This is a genomic window from Leptospira bandrabouensis (genome assembly GCF_004770905.1).
Lineage (GTDB): Bacteria > Spirochaetota > Leptospiria > Leptospirales > Leptospiraceae > Leptospira_A > Leptospira_A bandrabouensis.
In genome coordinates this window covers 1,654,252-1,672,237 of record NZ_RQHT01000014.1, presented here as the reverse complement: position 1 = coordinate 1,672,237, position 17,986 = coordinate 1,654,252, and the positions used below count along the sequence as shown (strand labels likewise).

21 protein-coding genes are annotated in these 17,986 nt (G+C 39.6%); 13 read left to right on the top strand and 8 right to left on the bottom strand.

Features of this window, described 5'->3' with window-relative positions:
* Positions 1–32: 32 nt before the first annotated feature.
* Together EHR07_RS15065 and EHR07_RS15060 are read left to right on the top strand one after the other, a co-directional pair.
* Complete coding sequence (locus EHR07_RS15065) at positions 33–698, top strand: TPM domain-containing protein (RefSeq protein ID WP_135745810.1); 666 nt, start codon at positions 33–35, stop codon at positions 696–698.
* Positions 698–1,618 (top strand): TPM domain-containing protein, encoded by a 921-nt coding sequence (locus tag EHR07_RS15060; RefSeq protein WP_135745809.1) that lies wholly within the window; start codon positions 698–700, stop codon positions 1,616–1,618. Before EHR07_RS15065 ends, EHR07_RS15060 begins: the two co-directional genes overlap by 1 nt.
* Positions 1,619–1,698: 80 nt before the next feature.
* On the opposite strand, the gene EHR07_RS15055 is transcribed toward EHR07_RS15060, so the two are convergent.
* From EHR07_RS15055 to EHR07_RS15030, 6 genes are all read right to left on the bottom strand, one after another.
* Positions 1,699–3,777: a PP2C family protein-serine/threonine phosphatase gene (locus EHR07_RS15055; protein WP_167483379.1), complete on the bottom strand. Its 2,079-nt coding sequence runs from the start codon at positions 3,775–3,777 to the stop codon at positions 1,699–1,701.
* 22 nt (positions 3,778–3,799) lie between these two features.
* Positions 3,800–5,080, bottom strand: a complete 1,281-nt coding sequence (locus EHR07_RS15050) for a citrate/2-methylcitrate synthase (RefSeq protein WP_135745808.1) — start codon at positions 5,078–5,080, stop codon at positions 3,800–3,802.
* 56 nt (positions 5,081–5,136) lie between these two features.
* Entirely contained in the window at positions 5,137–5,487 is a 351-nt protein-coding gene (locus EHR07_RS15045; protein ID WP_135575065.1) for an STAS domain-containing protein, read from the bottom strand.
* Positions 5,488–5,529: 42 nt separating this feature from the next.
* Positions 5,530–5,751, bottom strand: a complete 222-nt coding sequence (locus tag EHR07_RS15040) for a hypothetical protein (protein WP_135745807.1) — start codon at positions 5,749–5,751, stop codon at positions 5,530–5,532.
* Positions 5,752–5,802: 51 nt separating this feature from the next.
* On the bottom strand, positions 5,803–6,207 hold the full coding sequence (locus EHR07_RS15035; protein WP_004787200.1) for a c-type cytochrome: 405 nt from the start codon (positions 6,205–6,207) through the stop codon (positions 5,803–5,805).
* A gap of 63 nt (positions 6,208–6,270) precedes the next feature.
* A complete protein-coding gene (locus EHR07_RS15030; protein ID WP_135745806.1) occupies positions 6,271–7,185 on the bottom strand; it encodes a TIGR01777 family oxidoreductase in 915 nt (304 codons plus the stop codon).
* Between the two features lie 74 nt (positions 7,186–7,259).
* On the opposite strand from EHR07_RS15030, the gene EHR07_RS15025 reads away from it, so the two are divergent.
* On the top strand, positions 7,260–7,841 hold the full coding sequence (locus EHR07_RS15025) for a hypothetical protein (RefSeq protein WP_135745805.1): 582 nt from the start codon (positions 7,260–7,262) through the stop codon (positions 7,839–7,841).
* Between the two features lie 112 nt (positions 7,842–7,953).
* Here the strand turns inward: EHR07_RS15025 and EHR07_RS15020 are convergent, their stop codons facing one another.
* The gene (locus EHR07_RS15020; protein ID WP_135745804.1) at positions 7,954–8,211 is read right to left on the bottom strand and encodes a hypothetical protein; all 258 of its coding nucleotides are present in this window, start codon (positions 8,209–8,211) and stop codon (positions 7,954–7,956) included.
* Between the two features lie 6 nt (positions 8,212–8,217).
* A complete protein-coding gene (gene lmtA, locus EHR07_RS15015) occupies positions 8,218–8,979 on the bottom strand; it encodes a lipid A Kdo2 1-phosphate O-methyltransferase (RefSeq protein ID WP_135745803.1) in 762 nt (253 codons plus the stop codon).
* Between the two features lie 47 nt (positions 8,980–9,026).
* On the opposite strand from lmtA, the gene EHR07_RS15010 reads away from it, so the two are divergent.
* The 10 genes from EHR07_RS15010 to thiE all read left to right on the top strand — a co-directional run bounded on the left by EHR07_RS15010 (position 9,027) and on the right by thiE (position 17,944).
* Positions 9,027–10,283, top strand: a complete 1,257-nt coding sequence (locus EHR07_RS15010; RefSeq protein ID WP_135745802.1) for a 1-acyl-sn-glycerol-3-phosphate acyltransferase — start codon at positions 9,027–9,029, stop codon at positions 10,281–10,283.
* A complete protein-coding gene (locus EHR07_RS15005; protein ID WP_135745801.1) occupies positions 10,283–10,930 on the top strand; it encodes a hypothetical protein in 648 nt (215 codons plus the stop codon). Before EHR07_RS15010 ends, EHR07_RS15005 begins: the two co-directional genes overlap by 1 nt.
* A 31-nt stretch (positions 10,931–10,961) precedes the next feature.
* On the top strand, positions 10,962–11,597 hold the full coding sequence (locus EHR07_RS15000; RefSeq protein WP_135745800.1) for a rubrerythrin: 636 nt from the start codon (positions 10,962–10,964) through the stop codon (positions 11,595–11,597).
* Between the two features lie 83 nt (positions 11,598–11,680).
* Positions 11,681–14,911, top strand: coding sequence for a SpiroCoCo family coiled-coil protein (locus EHR07_RS14995; RefSeq protein ID WP_135745799.1), 3,231 nt, complete (start codon positions 11,681–11,683; stop codon positions 14,909–14,911).
* A gap of 11 nt (positions 14,912–14,922) precedes the next feature.
* Positions 14,923–15,126 carry a hypothetical protein gene (locus EHR07_RS14990; RefSeq protein WP_100744290.1) on the top strand — a complete coding sequence of 68 codons (204 nt, stop codon included), beginning with the start codon at positions 14,923–14,925 and terminating at the stop codon, positions 15,124–15,126.
* Positions 15,127–15,129: 3 nt separating this feature from the next.
* Positions 15,130–15,885 (top strand): type I methionyl aminopeptidase, encoded by a 756-nt coding sequence (gene map / locus EHR07_RS14985; protein ID WP_135745798.1) that lies wholly within the window; start codon positions 15,130–15,132, stop codon positions 15,883–15,885.
* Positions 15,886–15,942: 57 nt separating this feature from the next.
* The gene (locus tag EHR07_RS19285; protein ID WP_279633218.1) at positions 15,943–16,074 is read left to right on the top strand and encodes a hypothetical protein; all 132 of its coding nucleotides are present in this window, start codon (positions 15,943–15,945) and stop codon (positions 16,072–16,074) included.
* A 6-nt stretch (positions 16,075–16,080) separates the two neighbouring features.
* Positions 16,081–16,476: a response regulator gene (locus EHR07_RS14980; RefSeq protein ID WP_135745797.1), complete on the top strand. Its 396-nt coding sequence runs from the start codon at positions 16,081–16,083 to the stop codon at positions 16,474–16,476.
* Positions 16,477–16,497: 21 nt separating this feature from the next.
* Positions 16,498–17,301, top strand: a complete 804-nt coding sequence (thiM, locus tag EHR07_RS14975) for a hydroxyethylthiazole kinase (protein ID WP_135745796.1) — start codon at positions 16,498–16,500, stop codon at positions 17,299–17,301.
* The gene (gene thiE / locus EHR07_RS14970) at positions 17,291–17,944 is read left to right on the top strand and encodes a thiamine phosphate synthase (RefSeq protein ID WP_135745795.1); all 654 of its coding nucleotides are present in this window, start codon (positions 17,291–17,293) and stop codon (positions 17,942–17,944) included. Before thiM ends, thiE begins: the two co-directional genes overlap by 11 nt.
* Positions 17,945–17,986 lie beyond the last annotated feature (42 nt).

Here is a 17,986-nt window from a genome sequence, read left to right as displayed (position 1 = left end):
TCTAGGCAGAATTTCCTGTTTTTCTTCTGCCCATGAGTATACTAACACGTTATTTCTCTAAATCTGACTTAGATGAAATCAAATCTGCTGTTGGCGAAGCAGAATCAAAAACTGCGGCAGAAATTGTTCCTTTTTTCGCTGAATCCTCTCACCATTATAAAGAATGGGCATGGCTTGGTGCATTTCTTATGGGTGGAGTGACTGGAGTAACATTCTATACTGCACAAAAATTCTACGGCCTTGTATGGAGTGGTGAATCTTTCTTTGCAGTTCTATCTGTTTGGATTGGTGCTCTCCTTGGTTTATCTATCACTGCACTTTTTCCTAAAATCAGAATCAACCTAGTTTCAAGGGCCGCCAAACAATACTTTGTTGATCTGAGAGCTAAAGAAGCTTTTTTAGATGAAGAAGTGTTTCGTACAAAAAACAGAACTGGCATTTTAATTTATATTTCTTTGTTTGAACATTTTGTAAGAGTTTTACCTGACAAAGAAATCGCAAGAATTGTGCCTAAATCAGAATGGAACGAAGCAGTAAAACTTATCGTTGAGGGAATGAAGTCGAACAAGAAAAAAGAAGGGATTGTTTCCAGTATTCTTTTCTGCGGACAACTTCTCAAAAAATACAATATTCAAATCGAAAAAGATGACAAAAACGAAATCTCCAACGAAATCCGTGACGGTGGGAAATTGATGTAATGAAATTCAATTTTAAATTTATAAATTCAAAAATCATTTCTAGGTTTAGCCAAAAGAACATTTGTTTTTTTCTAACTATTTTATTTGTTACATTTACAGAAGTTTCTTCTTATCCAGTTCCCAAATTGGAAAGACGAGTGATGGACCACGCTGGCATTTTATCAGAAGCCACAGTAAACCAACTGGAATCCAACCTCAAACAATTTGAGGCCGAAACTTCCAACCAAATTGCTGTGTATATCACACCAAATTTACAGGGAGAGACTATCGAAGATGTATCGATGGAGATCTTCGACGAATGGAAGTTAGGGCAAAAATCAAAAAACAATGGAGTTTTATTAATCATAGCACCAACCGAAAGGAAAATGAGAATTGCTGTAGGCCGTGGACTTGAAGGAGCACTCACAGACATCCAAGCAAAACAAATTATCCGAAACGAACTAAGACCAGGCTTTCAGTCTGGAGATATGGATGGTGGTGTCACCGCCGGTGTGAATGCGATTATGGCAGCGATCCGAGGAGAATATGCCCCTTCAGAAGATGATGTGGCCACAACTGGCAATAGTTCCGAAGAGGAAGTTTTTTCGTCGGGACTTGTTGGAGGAATTTTTACTTTAATTTCCTTAATTGTTCCTTCCATAGGAGGAGTGATTTTTACAATCATAGGCCTTCTTGTTTTATTCCCCTTTTTAACCTTTCTTTTTGGAAGTACTTTTGGCCTAATCGTTGCCGTACTTTTATTTCTACTCGTTATGTTTTTAAAACGTAAAATAGGAATCGGTAATGGTGGTGGTTCCGATGGTGGGTATTTTGGTGGTGGAGGTTGGTCTAGTGGCGGGGACTCATGGTCTTCTGGTTCGGACAGTTGGTCTGGGGGAGGCGGTGATTCTGCGGGCGGAGGATCTTCCGGAGATTGGTAATTCACATACGATCAAATAAAATTTAAATTCTAATTAATATCTAAGATATTTAAAAACAGGTCACCTAACATAAAAAATGTTTAGGTGACCTCGATAAAAATAAGTGTGGAATCATCTTTCCATTGAGATTTGTTCATCCTTTGGAATAACATGTTTTGAATTGCCGGAAGGACTTCTGCAAAAGGTAAAGAAACTGTAACCTGAATTATCTTTAACAAATCCTCCCAAGCCTGAGCTCCATCAGATTCGTTTAACTCCTCAAACAATCCATCTGTAAACAAAAAAATTCGGTCACCCGATTCTACCTTAGATTCAGTAATACCATACCTGTAGTGTTCCAAAATTCCAATAATGGGACCCGTGTTTTCCAACATTGCGGTGAACCCATTTTTTTTCAGATGGATTTGGTTTTGAACTCCACCTCCTGCATAACGAAGGATCTTCTGATGAAAATCAAAATCCAACACAATCGCAGGGAAATAAATTTGAAGGTCAGCATTTTTATCATAAAAATGTTGGTTCATATAAAACAACAAATCGTTTGGTCGCATGGCCACAGCAGACACACGTTCAAACTCAGATTGGATCATCATTGAATATAGTGCGGCCTGTAAACCATGTCCTGTAGCATCACCTAAAAAGAATCGGTAATAAAAATCCTGAATGCGTTTTACGAAATATATATCCCCACCCACTTCAGCGATTGGTTTGTATAAAATATCTACTTTAAGGAAAGGTTCTAAATCAGGAAGTTTGGTAACACTTTGAATGATGGACTTAGCAAGTCTCATATCTTTTCCAATTTGATCCAACTTTCCTTGGAGTTCTTCAGTTTTATCTTTAACTCGAGTTTCCAACCTTTCATTTAGCTCTGTTAGTTGGTTTTGCATACTTTGCAGAGTTTTATTTTTATCCGAAAGTTCACCAGCTAAGTTTTCTGCTTCCACAAAACCTTTTGAAAAATTTCTCGCAATATATACGGACTGCACAAAGAACATAGTAAAGATCCCCAAATGGATCAAAAGTGGCCCGTGTATGATTAGGTTGTTAACCAAAATATCGTTTACGAAACTTGCGATAAAGATGATAAAACTAAACAAAAAAATAAGAGAACCTGGGGAAGAATCTCGAATGGCTCGTGCTATAACAAAAAATGTATAAATAGCACCTAACAAGGTAAAAACCTGAAACGGAACCATCAAATAAGTATAAAAAGATGATCTCGTCACAAAGACGATAAAGCAGAATACAAACCCAGAATATTTAATTAATTCATAAACTCTACGTGAAAAATACTGATTGAAGAGTAAATAAACATAACGAGCAAAAATAGGAGTAATCAAAAAGAAACTTAAGTAACTTAACTTTAAATGGACTTCCCAGGAAATGTTTGGATACAGATGAACAATATATTTGTTTCCAGTAATGAACACACGTAAAGCAACAAGAATACACGTAAGTGCAAACCAATATGTGAAAGGGTCTTTTTTCCTGTTCCAAAACAAAAACAAATGATAAATTCCCATAAACAAAATGCTACCTACAAGTAACATATCGCGCAGAATTTCAAACTCGAATTGATGGTGGATATCGGATGTCCTTCCCAAAACTAATATTTGTGCAGGCCCACCCTTTCTGTGATGGTAATTGGAAATTTGTAATAAAATTGAAGTTTGATTTTCCTTGGGAAAAAAATCGACAATTCGTGGGCGATATTCCGGTTTCCCTGTTTGGTAAGAGGTAGTAACAACTCCATTGGATGATATTTTCACACCATCAACAAACAGATTATAGGCGGTTTCCATTTCAGGAACTTTTACAGAAAGGGGAATCCCTTTAAGTCCATGGTGGACTTTCATGCTAAAGGTGGCATATCCATCGCCTGCCAAAAATCCCCGTTTCCAAAAAGAGTCGGACCAAACTCCAGGAACCTCAAAAAAATGCGGCTCCCGGTTTGTTTTTAAAATCTCTAACTCTAAAGGTGAAATGAGAAGTCCCGGATAATATTCCCATTCACCTTTAAGTTCCACCGTTTTGGAGGAGGAACTTAAATAAGACTCAGCGGAAAGGACCCCTTTTTCCACCTTGGGTGGTGCCTCTTTCGAAATACACGAAACAACCAGCAAACACCATACAAGTCCGAACCAGCGGAAATTCATAAGACGATGCTGTTTGATAAACCTAGAGACGGTTCTGAACAGGAATGTACTTTCTTTGATTTTCACCCACATATATCTGTTTTGGACGAACTTTTGAGAAGTCTCCCTTCACTCTTTGTTCTCTCCAATGAGCAAGCCAACCTGGAAGTCTGCCAATGACCTGCATCACTGAGAACATATTCTTAGGAATTCCCAATGTGTGAAATACGAGACCAGAGTAGTATTCTAAATTAGGATAAAGAAGATTCTCCATAAAGTAGGAATCGTTCCAAACCACTTCGTCTATTTGTAGCGCAATGTCTTCCACAGCAGACAACTTTCTACCTTTGTAGAATTCACGAATGATTTCACGAGCGACCTTAGCACGTGGACTCACTACATCATAAGCCTTTTGTCCAAAACCATTAGTTTGGATATTCAAACCACCGCGTTTGAATCTTTCGAAATAATCTTTAACAGGTGTTTTAGTTTTTAAAATGTCTTCAATTAGACCAATGGCTGCTGTAGGACGTCCGCCCTCTCGTGCTCCCCATTGTGCCATAATCCCTGCAGAGATAGAGGCAAATAAATTGGCTTGAGTAGAACCTACCACTTGGACTGCAGTGTTGGATACGTTTTGTTCGTGATCCGCATGTAAAATCCACATTTGGTTTAAAATACGATCAAACTCTTCCGGAACTGTATAATTGTCCGCAGGCATTTTATGCATCATATAAAGAAAGTTTGTACAATATGGATTTTTATCCAAAGGATATACGAAAGGATGACCCACTGCATGTTTGTATGTGAAAGCGGCAATGGTGCGAATTTTTGCAAGTAACCTTGCAATTAAGTCCACACCCATATCTAATTTTTCTTCGTAGTCTTCTAAATAATAACTAGAAAGTGAAGTAACCATTACAGATAAAACTGCCAATGGATTGGCAACACCAGGAAATCCGTCGAAGAGATTTAACATATCTTCGTGGATCATAGAGTGTTTAGAAAGTCGACCGGAAAAGTCATTTAACTCTTGTTTTGTGGGGAGGTTCCCGTAAATTAATAAAAACGAAGTTTCCACAAATGTGGATTGGTATGCGAGTTCTTTTAGGTCATAACCGCGATAGGTTAGCTCCCCTTTTTCTGGATCACGTCTTGATACTTTAGACAATCCAAGAGCTGTATTAAACAAACCTGGATCAACAGTGACTAGGCCCGTTTTTCTATAAAAATCGGTTAGGTCGATTCCTTCTTTTCCATCGGTACCAACAATGACCGGTAATTTATATGTTTTGCCCTTGACGTGGATTTCCACTTCACTCATGAAAAGACCTCTCTCCCTCCTATCTTACGGAAGGGAAGTTTGGAATCTAGAATAATTTAGACTTGGGTGAGCGCAGAATTCAGAGAATCGTGAATGAGGACAAAATCAGTCAGACCAACAATATCCATCACTTTTCTAAAGTGAGTATTGAGTCCTGCAAATTCAATTTTACCCTGATTCTCTGATGATTTTGTAATGAGACTGATAAGAGTCGCAATTCCGGCAGAGTTGATGTATGATGTTTCCGAAAAGTTCAAAATGACACGATTTCGTTTATCTGCCGGGATGGATTCGTAAGATTCTACGATTTCCTCTTCAGCTTCGGATGTGATTTCGCCAGATATATGAATTACGGGTAAATTTCCCCCGTTTTCAAATCCCAACCGAATCTTAAACTCTTCCATCATTAGCTTCCAGGGAAATCCACCGAGAACGCGGGTCAACTAAAATTAGGATTTCGATTTTCTTTCTTCTTTCGTCATTCGACCAAAGGGTTGTTTGCACTTTCGACAAACAAAGTATATATCGGTTGGTGTAGCAGATATCCCGACAAGACCCATGGCGATCATTCCCCAAGTGGAATACTTAACAACTTTACGTGCATTTTCATCGTCACGAGTGGTTCCACAATCACAAGTGGGTCGATCGGCTTTTTTAATGATTTGGTTCATAAAGACAAGTGTTCGGCTCCAACCCGTAGGCGGAACCGAAAAAGACAATGATTAATTTTTAGAAAGGTGTTCTACGTATTTTGCAAGGATGCGAATGTTATCATCACCCAAATGTCCGTAAGCAACCATGGGAGATCCTTTGATTCCTTCTTTCAAAGTTTTAGTCACACCAGCAGCAGTATTTCCGTTTTTCCATTCAGAAGCAGGAGATTTGTAGTTTCTTGGTTTTGGATTGAGGGCAGCAGCAGCAGCTCCGTCACCAGCACCTTTTTCACCGTGGCAAGAAGAGCAGTTTTGTAGGTAAAGTTCTTCCCCTTTTGCAAGATCAGGATCGGCACTCGCGCTAGATTCAACAGCAGCAGGTGTTTCTTCTTTTGGTTTGGAATCGCCACAAGCTACCATCACGAATGCGAAGGAGAGTGCGAAGAGAGAGACTAGGACTTTTTTTGAGTTCATTTCTTACTCCAAGATAAGGTTGGCTCCAGTCTCTCACCCTTCTTATCTTTTGAAAAGAAGAAATCACTGTTTTTCTAAAAGATTTGCAAGTGCCTTTTCTAAATTTTGAAACTGAAACTCATATCCGCTAGAAAGCAACCGTTCCGGAAGCACATATTGTCCCTTTGTCACTACTACAGCTCCTTCTCCATAGAGCGCCTGTATGGCGAAGGAAGGAACTTTGAAAAAATTGGGTCTGTGCAAAGATTTGGCCAAAGATTTAGAAAACTCTTCGTTACTGACTGGTTGGGGAGAAACTAAATTAAAAGCGCCAGAGGCTGAATCCAACTGCATTAAGTGTAACATAGCGGAAATAAAGTCTGCTATATGAATCCAACTCATTCCTTGTTTTCCAGAAGCAATCGATCCACCAACACCTAATAAAAAAGGAGGAATCATTTTTTCTAAGGCTCCACCTTCGGGAGTTAAAACAATTCCTGTTCTTAGGACGAGAGATCGAATTCCTGTTGATTGCAAAGGAAGGATTTGGTTTTCCCAATCCACACAAATTTTGGCAAGGAAGTCATTTCCTGGAGCAGTATTTTCGTTATAAGGAAGATGATGTTCTTCTGACATTCCATAATAACCAACGGCACTTGCATTCACAAAAACTTTTGGTGGAGATTTTAAATCCAAAACACGTGCCACAAGCCCCCGTGTAAAATCAATACGGGAAGTCTGAATGAGTCGTTTCCGTTCTTCCGTCCACCTAACGCCCGCAATTGGTTCGCCAACTAAATTTACAATGGCATCTAAACCTTCTAAGTCTGCAGTTTGTGGGAGAATACAAGAAACAAATTCTAATTCAGGGAAAGAAGATAATTCAGCAGGTAACGAATTCTGTCTTGAGAAAACACGAAACCTGTGTCCTTTCAGAGAGGCAGTTTTTATAAAGGACTTACCAATCAGGCCAGTGCCACCTAAAATCCCAATTTTCATTTGATCTCCTTTAGGATCGATTCACAAAAAAAGAAGTAGCCCTTTTTCTTAGGCAGTAGAAGTTTTTCTTTCATATGAAACCTGTCATTGTACTTCCTATCTTCATCGCCATAATTTTAGTTCTCTTCGGAAATTATTATCTGTTTTCCGGAACCAAAAAAAGTATCAACCAATACAAAGAAAATCCACCATTCCGCATAGAAGATGCTACTGGATCCGGTGGCATCCATCTTTTGTTAGACAAAGATAAAAATACTGTTTGGAGAAAGAAACAAGACGGAAAAGAAGATTTCGATTTTTTCTTAGAAATGAAACTCTCTCATTTTTGGAATGGAACCGAGTTTTCACCCAGAGAATTTCGTTATTTGAATGTATATGCCTGTCCTGGAGAATCCCTACCTACATTCCAGATGCGATTTTTATTACGGGAAAGTATTAATGTAGATAAAGAACTTAGAATGCCAAAAGACCAACTTGCTTTCGTGTACCTGTTTCAGGAAAAAAACAAATCTAAAGTTTCCATTCCCTTATCAAAACTTCCTAAGTTTCAAAAAGAAAACAATTACCCAAAAAACATTTATATTCTAACCCCCGAATTCAAAGAAGTATCTAAGGATGGATGTTTTGCGGAAATAGAACTGGAAGAAATAAATTAATTTATCTTTAGTTTTATGTATTTGATTTTCATACATTTGGAAATCAAATACATACTTCATTCGAAGATGGATTGAAAATTGTTTTGTCTGCAGTCTACAACTTTTGTTTGGATCAATTGCCTTTTGTCTGTTTCTCTATTTCTTTTTTTAGTTCGATGATGCTCATATATAGGTTTGCAAATGTAGTGAGTTGGTTCATTGCATCTTGCAATCCGGCTTTGAATAAAAGTCCGTTGTCCATATGTTCCCGAAAGATGGTGAGCGGATTTTCCGCCTCCATACTTTCTACGGTTTTTTGGTAAGATTCCATAAGTTCTCTTTTATCATCTAGAGACTCTGGAATCTTCCAACCATTGGACAACCGACTCATAAAAAACTATCTACCTTCGACTTCGAGAAGTTTGGTGGTCTTTACAATCAGACGTGTGACAACATAAAAAATAAGTCCAAATCCAAAAAACCAAGTATGGAATGGTTTCCAAATTCCAGTGATGTCTACTGCACGAAGTGCCGGTTCTTGGAAATAAACTTGGATCAAATCAAAAACAGTGAACACAACAATGATTCCAAACAAACTTGGGTATTCACGTTTCCAAATATTGCGAAATGAAAAATCTAAGTTTGGTTTGATATAACCAGACAAACGAGGAATGAAGGCTGGAGTTTTATCCGCCCATTTTAAATATCCTTCTCCAAATTTACCACGAAGGAAATATTCTTCTGCAAAAATAATACGTTCGTAATACAAATAAAAAAACATAATGTATACGAGAGCAAAGGCAAAATCCCTAAGGATAAAAACCGGGCCAAGATACATAAGAAAATTCCCTACATATAACGGGTGTCTGACTAACGAATAAATACCTGATTGGTTTACAACATCAGCCACTTGTTGTTTTGTATTTCTACCTGACGTATTTTTAGGAGTGTATCCGATCGTAAAACATCTAACAAAAAGTCCCGCAAAACTGACTAAAAATGCACCAGATAACCAATACAAATTGGACTCGTAGTTCCCTTGGAAATAAGGGACATACGGTAGATACAGTAAGGAAAGAAACAAAATGACTCCTGGGATGTAGGAGCGCCATCGGAAGAGGAAATTGCCTTGTTGGTTGAGTTCTTCTATAAGTGCCATGTGAATTCGTACTTGCTTCCTTTGATTAAGCTGTCAGCATACGTCCTATGTCAATCAAATCCTTCATTCCCGCAAAGTTCAATCTTCCTGCTCTATGGTTTACGGATCTGACTCTTCCCGTTCTTAACAAAATGCTCCATAATCTTGATTCCATTGAGATTTCCGAAACAGACCAAAAAACTTTAAAGACCTTCCAAAAAGAACGTCTCCTTTATATTTCCAATCATCCCACAACCAAAGAACCTGGAATTGCCTATCACGCAGCAAACATTATGGGTTCTAGGTTTCATTATATGGCCGCAAGAGAAGTGTTTGAATGGGCTTATGGATTTGTAGGTGACTTTATCCAATCCATCGGAGCCTACTCCGTGTTAGCTGGTGCGCCTGATCGTGAATCCTTAAAAGCATCAAGGGAAATTCTTGCCTCTCCCGGTGGTAAACTTGCCCTATTCCCAGAAGGAGAACCCACTAGTGGTATGAACGATACCCTACTTCCCTTCCAACCAGGTGTGGCCCAACTCGGATTTTGGGGACTGGAGGATGCACTTAAAAAAGAGCCAAATGCAAAAATTTGGATTTTGCCCACTTTTGTTAAGTACAGAATGACCGGTTCCATAAACTCCATGCAAAAAGACATAGACCAAACCATCAGCAAAATGGAACAGAAGTTAGGGATTGAAAAAACTGGCAAAGACATAGTCCATCGTTTTTTGTCGGTGGGAAAACGAATGATTGAAAGGGAAGAAAAAGAGTATGGAGTCCCTGTCGATGAAAACAGAGCCGATGATTTTGACTACCGATTGGGACGGATGCGTCATGCTATGCTCGACAATATTGCAAGAAAAGCCAATATCCCCAAATGGGATAATGATGCCAATGCCATCGAAAAACTAAGAAGGATCTTAAGTGTTCTTGAAATGGTTTCTGTGGGTATGCCCGATCCCAAAGGAGAACTTCCTAGTTTAGAAATGGCAACTTGGGCAAGAAAAGCGGCAACCAAAGCTTATGACTTTATCACTATCCAAACCGCCTATATCAAAGAATTACCCAGTGCAGAACGGCTCTATGAGTTTTTATATCGCTATGAAAACGAACTTTTTGGAGAATTTAAACCTCGCTCTCACAAAGCAGTTGTTAGATTCGGAACACCATTCACGATCAATGAGTATTTTAGTTCTTATAAAGAAGATAAAAAGAAAACGATAGATTCCATTACAGAACGTCTAAGAAAAGAGTTACAGACAATGCTTGTGGAAGAAAAATCCAAATCCAATCCCCTATTCCCGAGCCAATATATTTTTTGATGGAAGTCTTAAGTCCAGAACAAGTAAAACAACTCATTACAAGCGGAGAGCCCATTGAGCTGAGTGCTTTTGGTGCCTCCAAGGTCTTAGATGAAAACTTGGTAAAAATTTTGGATGCCCTGACTGAAAAATATGGAATTTCTGATTTATCAGCCATTTTATTTACCATTGTCAAAGATTTAATCCTCAATGGTTTTAAAGCCAACTTTAAAAGAATTTTTTTTCAAGAAAACCAACTAGACATCCATTCTCCCGCCGACTACGAGTTAGGTGTTAGAATGTATAAAAGCCTCATCCTTTCTGGAAGGGGAAATACTTTCGAACCATTGGCAAAAGAAAGAAACCTATATGTGCATTTAAAAATTGAACATAATGAAAACCAAATCAAGTTTGATGTCAGAAACAATAACACACTCGTGCGGGGAGAGATGCAAAAAATTCGTAACTCACTCCTACATGCACAAAACTATAACGATATCATGGAATATTATATAGAGAGGGGAGATAACTCGGAAGGGGAAGGGATTGGGATTGCCCTTTGTGTTATCCTTTTAAAAGGAGAAGGACTTCCTACAGACCAATTTCGGATCTACCATGAGGATGGAGAAACCATCGCCCAACTCAGTATCCCACTAAAGAAAGGCTAGCCCAAAGAAACACATCTCACAATTTGGATTTATGGGTTCTGTTGCTGTCCTCTCGAATGATTCCATTCCTAAAGTTCTTTCTGACATCGTTGCCAATGAAACCAACCATGCACTTTGGCTGAACACTCTTTCCCTTTTAGAACATCTAGGTTCCAGAAAAATCCTACTCACCCAATCCAGTGAAGAAACTTCGGAGATGATTTTGAAACATGCTACCGAAGAAGCAAGACATGCCCTCTTTTTTAAAAAAGCTGCCCGCACCATAAGACCCAGTTTCCAATTGGGATACCAAAACTCCGCCCTTGTTCGGGGAACTGCGGCAAGAATTTATTTCGCAAAGCTAGACACTTTGGTGCGCCGAAGCCTACGAAAGGTTTTCCCAGACCCAAAAGAATTTACTTACCTTGCTTATTTGTACACCACAACGGTCATTGAAAAAAGAGCTATGGTCGTCTATGCTGCGTACGACGAGATTTTGGACAAAACGGGTTCTCCCATCCGCCTAACCAACCTGATTTTGGAAGAGGAAGGTCACCTTTCCGAAATGAGTGCCGAAATGTTCCGCATGGATCCAAATGCAAGGGAAAGACTTGCCGCTCTTGAGGCAGAAGAATCGAAGATTTTTGCCCGATTTTGGCTCCAAATCCGTGAATTCTCCCTGAATTAAAAAAGGCTTGCGGAAAAAATCCGAGGCTGGTTTTCTTCAACCATCTTCATGCGACATAATACTATTATTGGATCTTTGAGAAAATGGGATTAGAAGTCTTTTTATTGCCTTTTTTAGCCAGTGTTGCGGTGACCATTGGGTTACGTCGTTTGGACAAATCCAACACCAAACTCTCCCAACTCAAACGTTATGCGTCCAAATTGACCGATGAAATTGATGGTGTCGCTCTTCAAAAAATCCAATTGGTGAAAGATGCGGGCATTGACCTCGACATCCTTGTCAAACAGTCCCGAAAAGTGGCCGAAGACATTCAATCTTTAAGTTCCGAATCTCGTGACCTATTCGAAAAAATCCGCGCGAGCAAAGATTACCTCTCTTCTTTATCAGGCGAGATGGAACAAATCCAAGATTTGAGTACCCAAGTACGTCGTGAAAAACAATATATGGAAGAAGGTCTCTCTCAGATCAATTCCCACAAACGAGAGTTACGCGAAGTATCGGAAGATATGGAAGCCCTTCATAATGAATCCATTTCTATGTTGGATACTTTCCAAAATAAACTCAATCTTAGAAGCGATGAAATTTTACAATCTGTCGCACAAAAGATGGTGGAGTTAGAAAGCCTACTCGAAACCAAATCCGATTTTCTAGACAATTCACTTTCCAAAATTGCAGAGACTGCACGCGAAAAACTTTTATCCCATGCAGATGTGATGGTAGGAGAAACTGCCGGACGACTCGACCACGCACGTAAAGAAATGGATTTACTCCTCGAATCCATGAAATATGCGCAAGGGGATTTGGATGTTCGCCTAACAAAATTCGAAGATACATCTTCCCTACTTTCTGACAAAGTGGATAAGTTTGATGAAAGGTTAGAAGAAAAATACCAAAGAGCTTCCGGTAAGTTAGATGAGAAAGTAAACTTACTCGAGAAAAAAATCCAAGAACGTTTTGATTCTATTTTTGACCAAGTCACTCATACAAAAGATTCTTTTATGAAGGGTCTAAGTCAAGAGACAGATGCCATCAAACGAGAAATTGAAGATTTGTCTCTCGAAACACTTTCCAAACGTGATGACATCATCAATGAAACCAGAAGACAAGCTGACGGGATCAACCAAACCATCATCCAATTCCAAGAAAAATATTTGGAAGCAGAGAACAAACTCCTGCGCCAAGCCGACATTCGCAAACAAGAACTCATTCGAGAAATTGAAGCCTTTTCTGAAGAATTCCACCGTATCTCTGAAGAATTAAAAGAAGAAGCAAGTTCTCTCAAAAAAAGTGCCCTGCAAGAACTCAAAGATTTTGATCGTGAGTTAGATTCGGTTCGCACCAACCAAGAAACAGTCATTAAAACTTCTCTTTTTGAATTAAGAAAAGAACTCGAAGAAAGAATGAATTCTGATTTCAAACTCCAAAAGAGTGAAATGGAATCAGATCTTGAGATAGTCCAATCACAAATCAAAAACTTAAACGAATCCATTACAGCACAAACCAAAGATGTGGATGAATATGTGGAAGAGTTAAAATCGGCTCTTCGAGAATCCGCACATGAAATTTTAGAAACAGCAGAAGAAAAAGCCAAAGAATCCGAAGAAATCGTCACAGAAAAGATTCGTATCGCCAATGCCAACTTAGAACAATTTGTCAGCAAATGGGAAGACGAACTCGGTAAAATTCGGGAAGACCAAAATTATAGTATTGAAAGACTCCAGGATCGCCTAAAAGAAATTCATATTGAAGGTGCTGACCTACTCGGTGAATTTCAAAACCAATTCCAAAAAGCAAAAGCTAATTTGGATATGGCAGCAGAGTCCAAAACCAAAGAAAGTATCTCCCGATTAGAAGAAGAAGCGAAACTGGCTCGTAGCGAAGTCGAACGAATCCTCAAACATTTAGAAGAATCGGGTGAATCCTTTTTCAATTTACAAGAAGAGAAAATGGATAGGCTCAATGAAACCATTGATTCTAAAATCTCTCACCAATTGACAAAACTCCTTGATAAAGGAAATGTCCAATTAGGCCAACTGGAAGAAAAAATTTCAAACCATCTAAATACCGTCAAACGCAACTTAGACGAAAGTATCAAACGTTCTAAAGACGAATCTAAAAAACAAATTGAAACTTATCAAAGAGACTACGAAAAGTCTTTCAAAGAGATTGCAAAAGAAAGCCAAGACTTCTTAAAAGAAAGTTTAGATCGTTTCCAGGATTTAAAACAAGAAATCAAAAATGGATTGGAGGATCTAAACGATACCAAAGAAGAAACTCTTTTTAGTTTCCAATCCGAGATGGAAACATTAAAAGAAGATATCTTAACTCTTTCGAGTGAGTTAGAAACGGTCAAAGAACATTCTGATTTATTTGCTTCCGCCAAACAGATTGCAGATGAATCCAATCGTGCTGTAGAAGAAATTTCTGAAGCCCTCCGATCCCTTGAAAAAAATCGACCAGACATTGACCTCTACCAATCGGCAATCTCCGAGTTTTCTGAACTTCGAAAAGAAATCGCAAACGAATTAGAAACTTTAAAAGAAGCTCAGTTCCAAACCGAAGACATCGACAAACAAATACAAATCCTTGCCTCAAACCTAGTCCATGTATCGGAAACGATGGAAGGTTTTGAACAAAGTTTAAGCGAAGTAAGTTCCATTGAAACTCGGGTAACCAAACTCACAGCAGAACAATCTAAAATTGAATCCTTCCTTTCTTCCCTACAAGAGTCACAAGATTCCGTTTTCCATTTGGTAGAAAACTTAGAAGGCCAAAAACACAATGCACGGGAACTCCAAGCCCGCCTCGACATCCTTGACCGCGAAATCGAAGTGGTAGAAGCCCGCGAAAAGGAACTCACAGAAACCATTCGCCAAGCGGAAAACCGCACTTCCTTCCTTGTAGAACGAGAAGCTCAAATTGATTCGGTCGAACGTAAGTTTGACAAAATCGAAGAGCTGCTAGGTGATCTTTCCGACCGCCACCGCCAAATCCTTACCCTCCAAAAACGTCTGGAAGACCTGAAAGAATCCTCACGCGAAACCAAGGATGATTTGGAATCTCTCCTCGGAGAGGCAGACGAAACCTTCGAAAAACTCTCCGAATTCCTGGACATTGTCCAAGGGGCCATGCAAAATCCGGTCCCAACGGGGAAATCAGACCGAAAAGTTTCGGGAAATCCCCTTGTCGAGAGGAAAAGAGCCACCATCCAGAGCCTCCACGACAATTACCAGTGGTCTTCTGAGGCAATTAGCGAAAAATTAAATATTGAAAAATCCCTCGTAGATAACATCCTCGGAGTTAGAAAGAAATAACCGAGGTATCCATGTCCGAAGAACAAACAGAATCAACGTCGAAGGAATCCCTAATTGTCACTTCTAAAGTGAAAGCATACATCAAAAGTAAGGGATTTATGACTTCTGGCGATGCGATTGAAGGAATCAATGAAGAAATCTACCGATTGATCGACAAAGCTTTGGAAAGAACCTCTGCCAACAAAAGAACAACGGTTCGCTCCACAGATTTCTAATCCGTGATTTACATTAAAAACAAATCTGAAATTGAAAAGATGAGGAAGGCGGGAAAATTTGCCGCCGAACTCCTCGTGTATCTAGAACCTTTCGTCAAAGCTGGGGTCACGACCCTGGAGCTGAACGATCTTGCTGAGGCCTATACCAAAAAAAATGGTCATAGGTCTGCTCCCCTTGGGTACAAAGGGTTTCCGAAATCCATCTGTTCTTCCATCAATCACGTGGTTTGCCACGGAATTCCCAAAAAAGAGGATGTTCTCGCCGATGGAGACATTGTCAATCTAGACGTATCACCAATAGTCGACGGATACATTGGAGACACTTCTAAAACCTTTATCGTGGGTGGAAAATCTAGTCCCGAAGCGGAAAAACTTGTGGCAGATACCGAAAAAGCCATGTGGATCGGAATTGAACAAGTGAAACCAGGAAACCGAATTGATGATATCGGCAATGCCATTGATGATTTTCTTACCCCCCTTGGGTATGGAATTGTTCGGGACCTAATGGGTCATGGAGTAGGACGTAATTTCCATGAAGAACCACAAGTTCCCCATTTTCGATCTCCTAGAAAACTGGCAAAAATGGAAGCGGGAATGATTTTTACTGTGGAGCCAATGGTCAATTTAGGGACTTGGGAAGTGAATTTCGACAAATCCGATAAATGGACCGTTCGCACAAGAGACGGAAAACTTTCGGCTCAGTTTGAACATACCGTTCTTGTCACAGACAAAGGTTACGAAATTCTAACAAAAGTTTGAAGAAATCGTTCTTGCTTTCGCGTCCCATTTGTCGTCTAATTCCAAAAGAGGGTCATTATGAAAACAGCCATCACATTATTTAGTCTTTTTGTCATTACATCTGCATCTTTTGCCATTTGCCCAGGAAAGGAAAAACGTTCCTGCCCTGGTCACGACAAACTCATTGAATGCCCACACGACGGAAAGTAATTCGTAATGAACAAAGCCATTCTCTTCGTTGATGACGAACAAATCATTCTAATGAGCCTGAAGTCTCAGCTCAAAAAACATTTTGGGAACGAGTATCGTTATGAAACCGCCCAAAATACGGAAGAGGCGTGGTCGATCATCGAAGAATTGGCAGAAGAAGGAATCGATATCCTCATCATTATTTCGGATTGGCTTATGCCCAACCAAAGAGGTGATGAGTTTCTTAGGGATGTCCACAAAACATATCCAGAGATTAAGAAAATAATTATTTCTGGTCATATCGATGAACTCTCACTCAACCAATTGAGAGGAGAAGTAGACCTACATAGTTTTTTAAACAAACCTTGGTCTGAATCGGATTTAATCAAAAAAGTAGAAGACGCCATCGCGAAGATTGCCTAGGTTTTCCTAGGATACCTCCGCATGTCTCAATCAATCATTCAAAACACTATCGAAGACTTGGAAAATTTACGTTCTAAGTCCCCTCTCGTTCATAATATCACAAACTATGTAGTCATGAATAACACAGCCAATGCTCTTCTTGCCATTGGTGCTTCTCCCATTATGGCCCATGCCATTGAAGAAGTGGAAGAAATGGTTACAATCTGTTCGGCTACGGTTATCAACATAGGAACACTCTCTGAACCTTGGATCCAAAGTATGGAAAAAGCTGCGGCAAAAGCGGTGTCTCTTAACAAACCTCTCATTTTAGATCCTGTAGGAGCAGGAGCGAGTAACTTGCGTAATATGGCAATTCGTCGTATCCTCGGTGCAGGAAGTCCGAGCATTATCCGAGGAAATGCATCTGAAATTCTCTCGACTCTCAATTCTTCTGGAAAAACAAAAGGTGTCGATGCAACAGATTCCTCCGAGTCGGCAGTGGATTCAGGGAAGTCTCTCTCGAAAGTTACGGGTGGGGTGGTTGTGATCTCAGGAGCTACTGATTATATCTTAAGTGGAACAGAAAAAGCCCAAATACGCAATGGAGATGTTTTGATGACTAAGGTCACAGGGCTTGGATGCACTGCTTCAGCCATTTGTGGTGCCTTTGCTGCCATCCAACCCAACCAATTTCGCGCGGCTACTTCTGCTATGGCTGTGATGGGTATTGCTGGGGAAATGGCAAAATCCAAAACAAGTTCTCCTGGAAGTTTCCAAGTTGCTTTTTTAGATGCCCTCTATGAAATCGGAGCCGATGCCATTAAACAAAAGTTAAATGGTGAATAAAAAACAGATCCGAGGGGTTTATCTTGTCACCGATAGACCCTTATGTATCCACCACAATTTAGCAGAAGTCGTAAAACTTGCCGCCCTTGGTGGAGTATCTTTTGTCCAACTGAGGGAAAAAGAAACAGATAGCCGAACATTTTTAGAACTCGCCAAACATTTAATAGAAATCCTAAGACCATTTTCCATTCCCCTTCTCATCAATGATCGATTGGATATTTGTTTGGCCGCAGGAGCCGAAGGTGTCCATCTGGGACAATCCGATTTACCTTGGTGGGAAGCGCGTAGAATTTTAGGAGAACAGGCGATCCTTGGACTTTCTTTAGAAACAAAAGAAGACTATTTTTCTCTTATTCATACACATCCAAAACCAGAGTTGGATTATTTGGCCGTTTCTCCCGTATTTGATACCAATACAAAAACCAATACCAAACCTGCATGGGGACTTATGGGTGTTACCTGGTTAAAGAACCAAACCAATCTTCCGATTGTTGCCATTGGGGGAATCAAAGAATCCAATGCGGAAGCCGTCATTGAAGCAGGAGCCGATTCCCTAGCAGTCGTCAGTGCGATTTGTTCTGCCAAAGATCCGAAACTGGCAACAGAGAATTTATCAAAAAAATTCCATTCAATAAAAGAATAAAACAGAAATGGTTCAAATTCTATGAAGCGGAAACTCAAATCA